At 65.3% G+C, this 12755-nt stretch carries 14 protein-coding genes; 5 read left to right on the top strand and 9 right to left on the bottom strand.

Annotation, left to right across the window (positions count from 1 at the left end):
- Positions 1-6: 6 nt before the first annotated feature.
- The 4 genes from L1080_RS00565 to L1080_RS00550 all read left to right on the top strand — a co-directional run bounded on the left by L1080_RS00565 (position 7) and on the right by L1080_RS00550 (position 4704).
- Positions 7-1059 (top strand): beta-keto acid cleavage family enzyme, encoded by a 1053-nt coding sequence (locus L1080_RS00565; RefSeq protein WP_250772291.1) that lies wholly within the window; start codon positions 7-9, stop codon positions 1057-1059.
- A 107-nt stretch (positions 1060-1166) separates the two neighbouring features.
- The gene (locus tag L1080_RS00560; protein ID WP_250772293.1) at positions 1167-2492 is read left to right on the top strand and encodes an MFS transporter; all 1326 of its coding nucleotides are present in this window, start codon (positions 1167-1169) and stop codon (positions 2490-2492) included.
- Between the two features lie 16 nt (positions 2493-2508).
- The gene (locus tag L1080_RS00555) at positions 2509-3096 is read left to right on the top strand and encodes an RBBP9/YdeN family alpha/beta hydrolase (RefSeq protein ID WP_250772295.1); all 588 of its coding nucleotides are present in this window, start codon (positions 2509-2511) and stop codon (positions 3094-3096) included.
- 36 nt (positions 3097-3132) lie between these two features.
- Positions 3133-4704 carry a long-chain-fatty-acid--CoA ligase gene (locus tag L1080_RS00550; RefSeq protein ID WP_250772297.1) on the top strand — a complete coding sequence of 524 codons (1572 nt, stop codon included), beginning with the start codon at positions 3133-3135 and terminating at the stop codon, positions 4702-4704.
- Positions 4705-4726: 22 nt separating this feature from the next.
- On the opposite strand, the gene L1080_RS00545 is transcribed toward L1080_RS00550, so the two are convergent.
- The 5 genes from L1080_RS00545 to L1080_RS00525 all read right to left on the bottom strand — a co-directional run bounded on the left by L1080_RS00545 (position 4727) and on the right by L1080_RS00525 (position 9883).
- Positions 4727-6442: an alpha/beta hydrolase gene (locus tag L1080_RS00545; protein WP_250772299.1), complete on the bottom strand. Its 1716-nt coding sequence runs from the start codon at positions 6440-6442 to the stop codon at positions 4727-4729.
- Between the two features lie 151 nt (positions 6443-6593).
- Positions 6594-6971 (bottom strand): SHOCT domain-containing protein, encoded by a 378-nt coding sequence (locus tag L1080_RS00540; RefSeq protein WP_250772301.1) that lies wholly within the window; start codon positions 6969-6971, stop codon positions 6594-6596.
- Between the two features lie 30 nt (positions 6972-7001).
- Positions 7002-7283 carry an SHOCT domain-containing protein gene (locus L1080_RS00535; protein WP_250772303.1) on the bottom strand — a complete coding sequence of 94 codons (282 nt, stop codon included), beginning with the start codon at positions 7281-7283 and terminating at the stop codon, positions 7002-7004.
- A 33-nt stretch (positions 7284-7316) separates the two neighbouring features.
- A complete protein-coding gene (locus L1080_RS00530; protein ID WP_213576463.1) occupies positions 7317-7769 on the bottom strand; it encodes a DUF6325 family protein in 453 nt (150 codons plus the stop codon).
- 80 nt (positions 7770-7849) lie between these two features.
- A complete protein-coding gene (locus L1080_RS00525) occupies positions 7850-9883 on the bottom strand; it encodes a phage holin family protein (protein ID WP_250772305.1) in 2034 nt (677 codons plus the stop codon).
- Positions 9884-9917: 34 nt separating this feature from the next.
- Here L1080_RS00525 and L1080_RS00520 point away from each other — a divergent pair, with 34 nt between their 5' ends.
- Positions 9918-10718 (top strand): MBL fold metallo-hydrolase, encoded by an 801-nt coding sequence (locus L1080_RS00520; protein ID WP_250772307.1) that lies wholly within the window; start codon positions 9918-9920, stop codon positions 10716-10718.
- Between the two features lie 13 nt (positions 10719-10731).
- On the opposite strand, the gene L1080_RS00515 is transcribed toward L1080_RS00520, so the two are convergent.
- From L1080_RS00515 to L1080_RS00500, 4 genes are all read right to left on the bottom strand, one after another.
- Positions 10732-11205 (bottom strand): DUF4383 domain-containing protein, encoded by a 474-nt coding sequence (locus tag L1080_RS00515; protein WP_250772309.1) that lies wholly within the window; start codon positions 11203-11205, stop codon positions 10732-10734.
- A 122-nt stretch (positions 11206-11327) separates the two neighbouring features.
- Positions 11328-11642 carry a three-helix bundle dimerization domain-containing protein gene (locus tag L1080_RS00510; protein WP_250772312.1) on the bottom strand — a complete coding sequence of 105 codons (315 nt, stop codon included), beginning with the start codon at positions 11640-11642 and terminating at the stop codon, positions 11328-11330.
- Between the two features lie 112 nt (positions 11643-11754).
- Positions 11755-12243 carry a hypothetical protein gene (locus L1080_RS00505; protein WP_250772313.1) on the bottom strand — a complete coding sequence of 163 codons (489 nt, stop codon included), beginning with the start codon at positions 12241-12243 and terminating at the stop codon, positions 11755-11757.
- Between the two features lie 88 nt (positions 12244-12331).
- Positions 12332-12736, bottom strand: coding sequence for a DUF7144 family membrane protein (locus L1080_RS00500; protein WP_250772315.1), 405 nt, complete (start codon positions 12734-12736; stop codon positions 12332-12334).
- Positions 12737-12755 lie beyond the last annotated feature (19 nt).

The raw sequence follows: 12755 nt of genomic DNA, 5'->3' as shown, positions 1-12755 counted from the left end.
ACACCCATGCACTTCCACGACGACGCCCTCTTCCCCGAGACCCAGGAGAAGCTGGTCATCACCGCCGCCCCGTACGGCCCCGAGTGGGAGCCGGACGACTTCCGCGAAGACCTGCCTCTGACGATGGACGAGCACGTCCAGCAGGCGGTCGACTGCTACGAGGCCGGCGCCACCGTCCTGCACATCCACGTCCGCGAACTCGACGGCAAGGGCTCCAAGCGGTTGTCGAAGTTCAACGAACTGCTCGGCCGCCTCCGGGAGGCCGTGCCGGACATGATCCTGCAGGTGGGCGGTTCGATCTCGTTCGCACCCGAAGGTGAAGGCGCCGACGCGAAGTGGCTCAGCGACGATGCTCGGCACATGCTCGCAGAACTCGACCCGAAGCCCGACCAGGTGACCATCGCCATCAACACGAACCAGATGAACATCATGGAGTTGATGACCGCCGACGACATCGCCGGCACCTCGTTCCTGCGTCCGGAGATCGCCGACGCGTACCGCGAGATGGTCGTCCCCGCCGGACCGTCGTGGGTGGAGGAGCACCTGAAGCGTCTGCAGGCCGCAGGAATTCAGCCGCACTTCCAACTCGCCAACGTAGCCCAGCTCGAAACCGTCGAACGCCTCATTCGCCGCGGCGTATACACAGGCCCGCTGATGCTCACCTGGGTCGGCATCGGCGGCGGATTCGACGGACCCAACCCGTACAACATGATGGAGTTCATCCGCCGAACCCCGGACGGCGCCGTGCTCACCCTCGAAACCCTCATGCGCAGCGTGCTCCCGATGAACACCATGGCGATCGCCATGGGCCTGCACGCCCGCTGCGGCAACGAGGACACCATCTGGGGTCGCAAGGGCGAGAAGATCACCTCCGTCCAGCAAATCGAGCAACTCGTCCGCATCGCCGGCGAACTCGGCCGCGAGGTCGCCACCGGCAAGGAGGCCCGCGAGATCTACAAGCTCGACGAGCGGTATGCCGACGCCGAGGAGACCCTCGCGAAGATCGGATTCGCGCCCAACCGCCGGCCGGGACAGCTGGGCTTCACCCAGCACGCCTGAGTTTCGAGGCCGGGCAATATCGCATCGTGACCGGGGAGAGAGTCGAGCAGATCGCCGCTCGCTCTCTCCCCCACCCTTTATCACTCCTTACGGCCATAGGAGGCCTCATGGGACTACCAGCCACCACCGCCCCGAACACCACCCCGGACACGACCGCCGAGAAGACCGCACCAGCCTCCCGGTCCCGGTTGTATCCCTGGATCGTCTTCGCACTCACCTTCGGTTTGCTGCTGTCGGACTACATGTCCCGCCAGGTCCTCAGTGCGGTTTTTCCGCTGCTCAAAACCGAATGGACGCTGACCGATTCACAGTTGGCGTCGCTCAGCAGCATCGTCGCACTGATGGTCGGACTGCTGACGCTCCCGCTGTCGCTGCTGGCCGACCGGTGGGGCCGGGTGAAGAGCCTGGTCCTGATGGCCGTGCTCTGGAGCATCGCCACACTGCTCTGTGCGGTGGCAAGCAGCTACGAGCAGATGCTGGGAGCCCGATTCCTCGTCGGCGTGGGTGAGGCCGCCTACGGTAGCGTCGGCATCGCCGTCGTCCTCAGCGTGTTCGCCTCGCGAGTGCACTCCACGCTCAGCGGCGCCTTCATGGGCGGCGGATCGTTCGGGTCCGTGATCGGCGTCGCCCTCGGTGGCGTGATCGCCGTCAACCTCGGCTGGCGCTGGTCGTTCGCCGCCATGGCCGTCTTCGGACTCATGCTCGTCGCCCTCTTCCGGGCTCTCGTCTCCGAACGAAAACTGGCTCTTCATGCGGCCGACGACGACCCGGCCGACACACCCGGTCCCACCGGATTCCGGGCACCGATCTCGAGCCTGTTCACCACCCCCGCCGTCGTGTTCGCCTACATCGGTGGTGGTCTACAGATGTTCACCGCAGGGGTCCTGCTGGCTTGGCTGCCGAGCTTCTTCAACCGCTCCTACGGCCTCGCACTCGACAAGGCCGGTGCAATGGCGTCGATCTTCGTCCTCCTCGTCGGCAGCGGCATGGTGGTGTGCGGCATTATTACCGACCGCGTCAGCCGCAACGATCCCGCGCGAAAATGGACTACCGCGGTGGCCTTCGGCGTAATCTCCCTCGTCTTCCTCGGCACCGGCTTCCAGATGCCCTCCGGCACGCTCCAATTGGTTCTGATCGGCATCGGCGCCTTCTTCTCCGCCGGCTCATCCGGTCCCATCGCCGCCATGGTCGCGAACCTCACCCACTCGTCGGTGCGCGCCTCCGCCTTCGGCACCCTGACCCTGGCCAACAACCTCCTCGGACTGGCGCTGGGCCCGTTCGTCGTCGGGGTGCTGGCCGACCGCTTCGGGCTTGTCACCGCGTTGCAGATCGCTCCGCTGATCTACATCGTCGCGATCGTCGCCCTGATCCTCGGCAAGCGCGCCTACCCGGCCGGACGCCGCAAGCTCGCCGCCCTCACCGCTACCGCATAGAAAACCGGAGCCACTCGTGACTACCTCCACCTCACCGACCGTGGTGATCGTGCCCGGACTGCGCGACCACGTCGCCGACCACTGGCAGACGTTGCTCGCCGAGAGACTCGACACCGTGCGAACGGTGCCGCCGCTCGAACGCGACAAGTTCAGCCTGGCTGCCCGGATCGCGGCACTCGACGACGTCCTCACCGACATCGACGGCCCGGTAGTCCTGGTCGCGCACAGTGCGGGAGTGGCGATCACCGTCCACTGGGCCCAGCGGTCCACCCGCCCGGTCCAGGGCGCCCTGCTCGCCACTCCACCGGACCTCGAGGAACCACTGCCCGCGGGGTATCCGACCCTCGAGGATCTCGAGCAGGGTGGCTGGGAGCCCGTCCCCCGGCGCCGACTGCCGTTCCCCAGCGTCGTCGCCGCCAGCACCAACGATCCGATGGCTCGCTTCCGTCGGGTCGCCGGAATGGCCGAGTCGTGGGGCAGCCGGCTCGTCGACCTCGGAGCCGTCGGTCACCTCAATCCCGCCGCCGGCTACGGGTACTGGCCGTACGCCGAGGAGTTGCTCCGGGAGTTGATCGACTCGACGGCCTCCGCCGCGCTGTCTTAGCGCATCGCCCACCTTCCCACTCCGAGAAAGTGTCCCGTGCTGAACCTCTCCGTACTTCTCGAAGACTCCGCCCGCCGATTCCCCGACCGTGATGCCCTGATACTCGGCGACGAGCGGATGTCCTACGCCGATCTCGACGCCCGATCCGACCAGGTCGCGAACCTGCTGGTGTCGGCGGGCATCGAACCCGGCGACAAGGTTGCGCTCTCCTGCCCCAACATCCCGCAGTTCCCCGTCGTCTACTACGGCATCCTCAAAGCCGGTGCGGTGGTCGTGCCACTCAACGTGTTGCTCAAGGAACGCGAGATTGCCTATCACCTCGCCGATTCCGACGCCACGGCATATTTTTGCTACGACGGCACTCCCGACCTGCCGATGGGCGAGTACGGGCGCTCGGCGTTCGCGCAGAGTCCACACTGCCGCAGCATGTTCCGCATCACCACCGACCCGAACGCGCCCGTGACGATCGACGGCATCGGCACACTGACCGACGCCAGGGCGCCACACAACACCGCCTTCGAGGCCGTCGTCCGCGAACCCGGCGACACCGCCGTCATCCTGTACACCAGCGGGACCACCGGAAAACCGAAGGGCGCCGAACTCACCCACGCCAACATGGTGCTCAATGCGCTGACCGCCAACCGCCTGTTCGACAGCACACCTACCACTCACGACCGCTACCTGGTGACGTTGCCGCTGTTCCACTCGTTCGGCCAGACCGTCACCATGAACGCCGGCATCTCGGTAGGGGCGACCCTCGTGCTGCTGCCCCGGTTCGAGGCCGCCGCGGCACTCGACGTCATCGAACGCGAGAACATCACCGTCTTCGCCGGAGTGCCCACCATGTACTGGGGTCTGCTCGGCGCCCTCGACGAACACCCCGCTGACATCGGCCGCATCGCCGCCAATATGCGTCTCGCGATCTCCGGCGGCGCCGCGCTGCCGGTGGAGATACTCACCCGGTTCGCCGACCGCTTCGGGGTGCAGATCCTCGAGGGGTACGGACTGTCCGAGACGTCACCCCTCGCGACGTTCAGCGACCCCGGCCGTGAGCCACGGCCCGGGTCGATCGGCGTCCCTGTGTGGGGAATCGAGGCCCGGATCGTCGACCAGGAGTGGAACACCGTCACCGGAGCCGGTGCCATCGGCGAGATTGCGTTGCGTGGCCACAACGTCATGAAGGGGTACTACAACCGACCGGACGCCACCGCGGAAGTGCTGCGCGACGGCTGGTTCCGGACCGGCGACCTCGCCCGCGTCGACGACGACGGCTACTACTACATCGTCGACCGGGCCAAGGACCTGATCGTGCGCGGCGGATTCAACGTGTACCCCCGCGAGATCGAGGAGGTCCTCCTCGGCCACGACGCCGTCTCCCTCGCCGCCGTCGTCGGTGTTCCCGACGACAGCCACGGCGAGGAGATCAAAGCGTACGTCATCCTCGAACCCGGCGCACAGATCACCGCAGAGGACGTGATCGCCTGGGCCAAGCAGCAGATGGCGAGTTACAAGTACCCCCGCACCGTCGAATTCGTCGCCGCCCTGCCGATGACCGCCACCGGCAAAATCCTCAAACGCGAACTCGGCCGGGCGGGAGCCGGGATGTGATCCCGAACGCGCCGACAGACTGTCAGCCGTCGGCACCCATCTCGGCGAGCTCAGTTCGCAGGCGCTCGTTGTCCGCCGAAGTCCAGCCGTCGGGCGGCAGGATCGCACTCCACGCATCGGCGATATCGACGACGTAGGAATGTCCGTGTCCGTCCGGAACACCTGTGGACACCGCCATGTCCGCCGCAACCTGGAAGAACGTCACGAACGGGAACCACTGCGTGCTATCGAGGACGTCGTAACCGCGCTCCTCCTTCAGCCAGTCCGGCTCGCGCACTAACAACTCCGGCGACCACCAGACGATCGGATCCGACGGGTGCTGCAGATAGACCATCCGCGGCTGCCCCCACGGGGCATCGGGGCGTGGCAGATCCTCCGCCGCCCGCGCCCCGAAGCGCACCATCTCGCCCTGCTCGTAGACCGGAAGCCATTCGGGCGAGCCCGGATCGCGGTTCGTGGTCACATCGGTCCAGATCTCGTTCGCATTCGGTGGTCCCGTGAACAGCACACCGTCGGTGCGGGCCTCGACGTCGTCGACGTTGCCGAAAGCGCTTTCGCCACCGAAGGAGCCGAGGCTTTCACCCATCACGACCAGCTTGGGACGTGATTCGACTGGCAACTTCTTCCATTTGTCGTATACGGCGTCGAACAATGCCTCCCCGGCCTGGTGGGCGCGTTCCTTGTCGACGAGGAAGGACAGCCAACTCGGCAGATACGAGTACTGCAACCCGACCGTCGCGGTGTCGCCGTTGTACATGTACTCCAGCGAGGAGACGAGACTTTCGTTGATCCACCCGGTGCCGGTGGTGGTCGCCACGCCCACCACCGCACGATCGAACCCGCCGGCGCGCTCCAGCTCGTCTGCCGCCACCTGGGCATTCTCGCGGATCGAATCGCCCCCACTGGCGAGCCCCGCGTAAGTTCGAATCGGCTCCACCGCGGCTCGACCGCCGTTGAACGCGGACAAGTCTTCGACGGACGGGCCACGCGAAATGAACGAGCGACCCTGCCGTCCCAGCGAATCCCACGTCACCAGCGACTCCGGCCCGCCCGAACGCAGCGGTGACGTGGGTGGCTCGTCACCGGCCTTGGTCTCCTGGTTGACGGCGGCGAACGAGGTGTTCAGGCCCGACATGATCGCCCGAACCGCAGCCCCGTTGACCAGTGCGAAAACCAACGCCACGACTACTACTCCGATCACGGTCGCCGAGATACGCCGGGGCACCACACGGCTGATCTTGCGTTCGACCCACCGCACGGCCCGCAGCAGCACCCGGGCCGTGGCAACCAACCCGACGTACACCAGCAACGCCACGATCCCCATGACGAGGTAGCCCCACCACGGGAAAGGTGCGGCGCTCATGATTTCCCGGAGTTCGGCCTGCCAGTTACCGAACCACACCAGCATCACTGCGGTTCCGAGGAGACCGATGACCGCCGCCGTCCGGCGAACCATTTTCTTCACATGGTCCGACGCCTCGCGCTGCACAAGGTAGCGCACGAACTTGGAGCCGAGAAACCCGACGGCGTAGCCGATTGCAGCCGACACACCGGTAACCAGTCCCTGGAAGAACGGCCCGCGAGGCAGAAGCGTCGGTGTCAACGACAGCCACACGAACAGTACAGCGATTACCAGGCCGCCGAACGCGTACTGGTCGGGAAGCCAGCGTCGATGCCCAGGCGGCCGCGCGGCACCGGTGTCGCGTCCGGGTGCACTGTCGATCACATCGGTCGTCATGGCTCGTTGCGTCCTCTCCATGACGGGCGGACTCTCGGAGTGCCTCGTCCGCTATTTACCATTCTCCGTCATGCGAGGGTCGCGACCTATCAATTCCACCGAGAAATAGTCATCACGGACGTGCCCGTGATGCTGGCACTACCGACCGAATTTACGCCAGTGTCTTCGCCTTGATCGCCTGGAACTCGGCGTCGGTGATCGTCCCGGAGTCGAGCAGCGCCTTGGCATCCGCGATCTGCTGGGCAGGAGACTGTCCGGCTATGTCCCGGATATAGGAGTCCTGCGTCTGCCTGACCTGCTGGGCAGCGGCCATCGATCGCTTCGCCATGCCGTCATTCCTGACGATCAGGTAGATCAGCGCCGACAGGAAGGGAACTATGAAAAGGAAAAGAACCCAGATCGCCTTTACCCATCCCGAGGTTTCATGGTCTCGGAACAAATCGGTGATGATCGAAAACAGCACTGTCAGATACGCCATGAAGGCGAAACAGACGAAGATGAACCAGAAAAATTCCCAAAAACCTTCCATGCTCGGAGCTCCGTCCACTCGAAGTTACGGTCAGGAGGCCAGGATTTTGGCCTTCTCAGCGTTGAACTCCTCCTCGGTGAGAACTCCCTGATCGCGGAGTTCACCGAGTTGCTTCAGGGCGGCAATGCGATCCATGCCACCGGAGGGCGGTGCGGGCTGACTCGACGCAGGGAGCGGAGCCGCTTCCTGTTGTGGTGCAGGCTGGTTCGCCGCCCACCGCTGTCCCTGCCGTCGCGATACCCGGTTGGAGACTGCGGTCGCGGTGCCCGCCACGACGGCGGTCCGCGCCATCCCGCGCAAAAGTCCTGGCATGATATTTCCTCAACTCTTTCAGTATTCGGTGCGTCAGCGTGCGGTGTCGTCGAGCGCGTCGAGCGCTGCCAGAATGCCTTGGACGGGGATGCGCCCGGACGCGACGAGCTGGGCGCCCTCGCGCCGCAGTGCCGAGGCGAACGGTGCGGCCCAGCGGTTCTCGTACACCAGGATCGCCCCGGAACAACCTGGCTGAAGTACGGCGGCCGCCTCCTCGAGGTCCGTTGGGTCGACCAGGCCCGTCGCCGCCTCGGCGAACAGCGTCACGTCCACGCCGCCCTCGAATCCGAGATCCTCGATCTCGATACCGGATATCGAGCCGTCGGTTTCCTTCCGGACGAAGACGAGATCGTACACCCGGATGATGTTTCGCTCGACCAGGTCGATCAGGTGAGGAAGCGCCGATCCGTCGGGTTGTCGATCACTGGGGAACTCCACGACGAGATAGTCGATGGGCCCGAGTTCGTCGATATCGGTGTCATTCACTGCGAGACCTCTCTTCTGAAGACGGCAGCGACAGCCGCGCGGAGCGTCATCTCAGTATCACCCTGCCGGGGACGGCGGCGCTAGAGAATGACGCCGCCTGTGAGTGCCTGCTGCCCGCCCTCGCAGGAGAGATCCCGCCATCCGACGAGCACCTTGTGCACGGCCTCAGCGCCGTGCAGCGGGTCGGGCGGTGCAGGCAGGTCTGCTGGATAGATGAGAAACGGGGTGCTTTGCGGTCCACCCATGCCGCCGTGCGAGCCGACCTGCTCCTCGAACGCCGCGACCTCATCGGTGTCGGGCCAGTACGCGCCGCCGACCATGATGTCGGCAACGTTGTCGAAGTTGTCGGTACGTCGCACCTTCGCCAGCGCGTCAGGGCCCATCACCGCGAGCGGGTTCTGGCCCGTGACCTCCCCTGTTGTCACGTCGACGTGACCTCGAGGCCCGAGAACGACGGACCCGCCGGGGGCAGCAACCAGCAGGAAACCGATTCCTGGATGTTCCCGCAGACCGGTGAGCAGGCCGGGGTGGGCGGCCTCGATGGCGTCGACGTCGGCCCGTCCGGGCAGGTCCGGGAAGTAGATCAAACCGAGGTTGCCCGAGCCGAGCACGATCGGCTCGCCGGCGGGAGCGTGCGCCTCCTCGCCGGCCGTCGGTGCGTGCACGCTTGCCGCGGCATAGCCGCGGCCCTCGGCCCCGGGTTGTGCGGAGACGTCCGGTTCGCGCTCGTACCAGTGACGCTTGACCGCGGTCGGTTCGCGCTGTGCACAAAGCCTAATGACCAACTGCCCCAGTGTTTCCCCGTATCTTTGCAGAAAGGTCGCGCCCTGGCTCTGCCCGTGATCGGACAGCACGACGACTCGGTAGGGCCGATCGGCTTGTTCCACCACGGCGAGCAGCATCTCGACGATGTCGTCGAGTTTGGACAGCACCGCGAGGGTCTCGGGCCGGGAGATGCCGGAGTGGTGCGATACCTCGTCGTAGCCGATCAGGTCGACGTAGACGACGCTGCGTCCCTTGATCAGATCGCCGACCACTGCGGCGACGGAAACGTCGGTGGCAAGCACGGTCGCGAACGCCCGCACGAACGGATAAACGCCGCCCCGCGGCACCCGCGGTTGGATGTCCTTGCGCTTTTGCCGTAGTGCCTGGCGTATTTCCCGCTGCACCTCGCCGAACATTCGTAGCGACGTGCGCAGCGCACTCGCCGGGTCGGCGAAATAGTCGCTGTAGCCGGCACCGCCGCCGAGGCGCGCACCGCGCATGCGGCTGACGACGAGCACGTTGTCGTTCGCGCCACCAGTGAACAGGTTTCCGCGGCTCGCACCGTCGTGTGCCAGCAGGCCGGGGACGTCGGTTCTTTCGAGTTCGCGCTGCTCGTTGTCGGCCGGATTGCTGAACACCGAAATGTGCCCGGTCGCCTTGTCGTACCAACGAAACGCCGGCACGTTGTGGTTGGAACCGTGCAGCACCCCCAGCTGGGTCGCACCCGTCTGACTGCTCCAATCGGTGTACCAGGGACGCAGCCTGTGCGTGTGGCGCACCAACTTCGCCAGTCCTGGCGTGACACCGTCGGCGATCGCGCGACGCAGCACGTCGTAACCGAGGCCGTCGATCTGGATGCACAACAGCCCCGGGGACGCGTTCCCGAGGTCGACGTTGCGCCGCAGCCGAAATCGCTGACGACGCACCTGCATCACTCGGTACGCGGTATCGGAGCGAGACGCGATAGCGCCCGACACCACGGAGGTGAACAATGAGAGCAGCGCTGCGAGGACGAACGCATCTCGTGGTTGGTCCACGACCGCGACCGGTACCAGGTACAGCGCCAGCAGCATGATCACGCCGCCGGCGAGGAACACCCCGATGAACAGCAGCACCGGACCGATCCACGACATCAGCCACATCATCACCGGCCACAGGGCGGCACTGAGTACGCCGAACACCAATGCGAGAACCAGCGCAGCCGGCAGGGTCGGCAGCGGAGTGAAACTCGACCCGTCCAGTGAAACCCCGCCGAGGAGGCGGTCGAGCACGATGATCGCGAGCGCTGACGACCCCCAGAGCACGAGGAACTCGACGAACACTCGCACCACACCGCTCACCGTGCGCATCGCAGCTCCCTCGTCATCTGGAATCGTAAGGGGTATGAGCGCAACGGCGGGGCAGGATGACGAGGCATTCCGTCTCCGCTGGCTCGGACATGCCAGCGCACTGATCGTGGACCGCGGGACGGTCATCCTGACCGATCCGGTGCTGACCGACCGCGTAGCCCACCTGCGCCGCCGCACCGGCCCCACCCCGAGCGGTGAGCATGTGCGCCACCCGGATGCCGTCCTGCTCTCACACCTGCACGCCGACCACACCCACCTGCCGTCGCTGCGGCTGCTCGATCCGGACGTACCGATCGTGGTGCCGTGGCGAGCGGTCGACGGCCTGCCCGCGTTGCGCGAGTTCGCCGATCGCCTGCTACCGCTGCGGCCCGGCGAACAGATAGAGATAGGCAAAGTAACGGTGCGTGCCGTGCCCGCCCGACACGACGGCCGGCGCTGGCGCCGCGGCCCGCAGCTCGCGCCGGCGATCGGGTATGTCGTCGAAGGAGACCGGCGAACCTACTTCGCCGGCGACACCGACCTGTACCCGAACCTCGCCGACCATGTCGGCCCGGTAGATCTCGCCTTGCTACCCGTCGGGGGCTGGGGCCCGACACTCGGCAAGGGTCACCTCGATCCACCACGAGCCGCGGTCGTCGCGCGCCTGGTGCAGGCAGGACTGGCTGTGCCCATCCACTACGGCACACTGTGGCCCATCGGCCTCGACGCCGTCCGCCCCCGGCTGTTCTTCGGTCCGGGCGCCGAGTTCGTCCGCCACGCTGTCCGGGAGGGCGTGGTGGCGGTGGAGTTGCACCCTGGAGATGAACTCGGTGAGCCGGGAATCCAGGGCGTGTAATTATCGGGTCGAATCACCGAGTGGCAGTGCCGGTATCGCTGAGGTTCGCGTCTCTTATCTCCCTCTCCGGACTCCACGTCGAAACAGCCCAGATGATGACGACGTCGAGAGCGATAATCAACAGTGACCAACCCGGGTAATAGGGCAACCACAGAAAGTTCGCCAATATCGAGACGGCCGCGACGATGATGGCCGACACTCGGGCCCACCCGGCGCCTGTGAAGAGAGCGAGGCCGACGATCGCGACGATGACGCCGAGGATGATGTGGATCCATCCCCAGGTGGTGAGGTCGAATTTATAGACATAGTTGATGCCGCTGACGAATACCTCGTCTTCGGCGACCGCCGCGATCCCCTGGAAGAACTGGATGATGCCGACGGTAACCATGATGACGGCGGCCGCCATCGACGTACCTGCCGCGAAACCCTGTTTGCCGGATGGATACTCAGAACTCGCTGGATTGACTCCAAAACTACGATCGGACATGGCTGACCCTTCCCGAGCTACGATGTACCGGAACCACAATTATCTGCCGCCGCGTGGTGCGTTCGCGGCGAGATTCCAATTCCCAACGAACCGGGCGACCCTCGTAAATTCTTCGTCACCGCTTACGACAGGCGTGGTGAGCGCCGTACGAACACACCCCACACTTTCCCGCTGCTCGTCACCGATCGTGTAACTGGCTCTTCGGTTGCGAGCACGGGTTCCGCCGCAAGCATCGGTGCGCTGCTGTACGTGGCATCGAGTGTGCGCATGGCGGCCCGCTCGACCAGTAGGGGAACGAAGTCCCGGATGCGGCAGTCGTCGAACCGGTGGAGAGTCGCCTCGATCAGATCCTCCACCACCCCCGGCTCGAGGTTCGGGAACCGCTGAATCAGCCGTATTCGGACGACGTCTATATTTTGTCTTTCATTGTCGCCCATGAGAAGAATTGTCCCGCTGTGTCGGGCCTGCGGGGACTCATTTCAATATCACTTCGCCTCATTCTGCTTCAGTGTGCATGCGGGTCGGCCTCGGTAACCTCGACTCCGCCGGTTATCTGCCCGCACCGGATTCGGACGCGGTGGGGAACGGGCTGGGTCCGAGAGCGACGACGATCGAGGCCGGGTGGAGTCCGATCTCGGTCCAGCTGGTGGTGACAGTCAGCGACCCGGTGCGAGGGTAGGTGCCGATCCAGTACCACGGCGTCGTCCGGTAAGGCCCGGACTCGCCGGTCGATGGCTCGCTCGAGTGAAGTGGGTCGGCAGGACCGCAGAGTTCGTCGGTATGGACCAGCACGGTCAGATAGGACCACCTCGCCGACCAGTCGTGGGGGTCGGTCAGGGGGCGGGTTTCGTATCGGGCGAAGTCGGCACGAATCCCGGTGACCTTCATCGCCAGTTGCAGCAGCAACCCAGACGGGAAAGCGGTGACCGCGGACAGCTCCAAGGTCAAATCTCTCTCGGCGGCGATCGGCATCGGGGCCTCTACGGGAAGGCCCCGATCTGCGGGTGGCGCGAGAGCCGGCCAGCGATGGCGGCGCATGCCTCATCATTGCATCGCGCATGGTCGATCGGGTCGATTTTCGGCAAGGACAGCAGACTTTCGTGGCCGAGAGGCCAACTGGCCCATATCAGTGCCAGTCGGAGTTGGGAATCGCGGTCATGACCGCCCAGATCATGACCGTGTCGAGTGCGATGACGAGGATCGCCCACGCCGGGTAGTGGGGCAGCCACAAGAAGTTGACCACGATCGATGCTGCCGCGATAGTGACCGTCAAAGTTCGCGCCCATAATCCACCGCGGAACAGGGCGCCGCCGACCAGCGCGATCAGCAACCCGAGCACGATATGGATCCAACCCCACACGGTCAGGTCGAACTCGTAGGTGTACTCGGTGCCGGCCGTCACGACGGCGTCGTTGCCTATCGCGGCGATCCCCTGAGCGATATGCAAGACGCCGATGGTCACCAGCAAGATCGCGGCACCAATCATCGCGTCGGCTGCGATCTTCTGCCTGTCGGTCGACTTGTCGGTCACGACGGTCACCTCTCCGGCT

This window comes from Rhodococcus sp. MSC1_016, from assembly GCF_023667485.2.
Classification (GTDB): domain Bacteria; phylum Actinomycetota; class Actinomycetes; order Mycobacteriales; family Mycobacteriaceae; genus Rhodococcus_F; species Rhodococcus_F oxybenzonivorans.
Note: the sequence above shows the minus strand (reverse complement) of the source record. Positions and strands in the feature narration are given on the sequence as shown.

Excerpts from the sequence above, each read along its gene's own strand:
- L1080_RS00535 (WP_250772303.1), bottom strand. The coding sequence starts at position 7,283 with ATGCCAGGACTTTTGCGCGGGATGGCGCGGACCGCCGTCGTGGCGGGC.
- L1080_RS00545 (WP_250772299.1), bottom strand. The coding sequence starts at position 6,442 with ATGACGACCGATGTGATCGACAGTGCACCCGGACGCGACACCGGTGCC.
- L1080_RS00510 (WP_250772312.1), bottom strand. The coding sequence starts at position 11,642 with ATGGGCGACAATGAAAGACAAAATATAGACGTCGTCCGAATACGGCTG.
- L1080_RS00560 (WP_250772293.1), top strand. The coding sequence starts at position 1,167 with ATGGGACTACCAGCCACCACCGCCCCGAACACCACCCCGGACACGACC.
- L1080_RS00515 (WP_250772309.1), bottom strand. The coding sequence starts at position 11,205 with ATGTCCGATCGTAGTTTTGGAGTCAATCCAGCGAGTTCTGAGTATCCA.
- L1080_RS00525 (WP_250772305.1), bottom strand. The coding sequence starts at position 9,883 with ATGCGCACGGTGAGCGGTGTGGTGCGAGTGTTCGTCGAGTTCCTCGTG.
- L1080_RS00505 (WP_250772313.1), bottom strand. The coding sequence starts at position 12,243 with ATGCGCCGCCATCGCTGGCCGGCTCTCGCGCCACCCGCAGATCGGGGC.
- L1080_RS00565 (WP_250772291.1), top strand. The coding sequence starts at position 7 with ATGCACTTCCACGACGACGCCCTCTTCCCCGAGACCCAGGAGAAGCTG.
- L1080_RS00520 (WP_250772307.1), top strand. The coding sequence starts at position 9,918 with ATGAGCGCAACGGCGGGGCAGGATGACGAGGCATTCCGTCTCCGCTGG.
- L1080_RS00540 (WP_250772301.1), bottom strand. The coding sequence starts at position 6,971 with ATGGAAGGTTTTTGGGAATTTTTCTGGTTCATCTTCGTCTGTTTCGCC.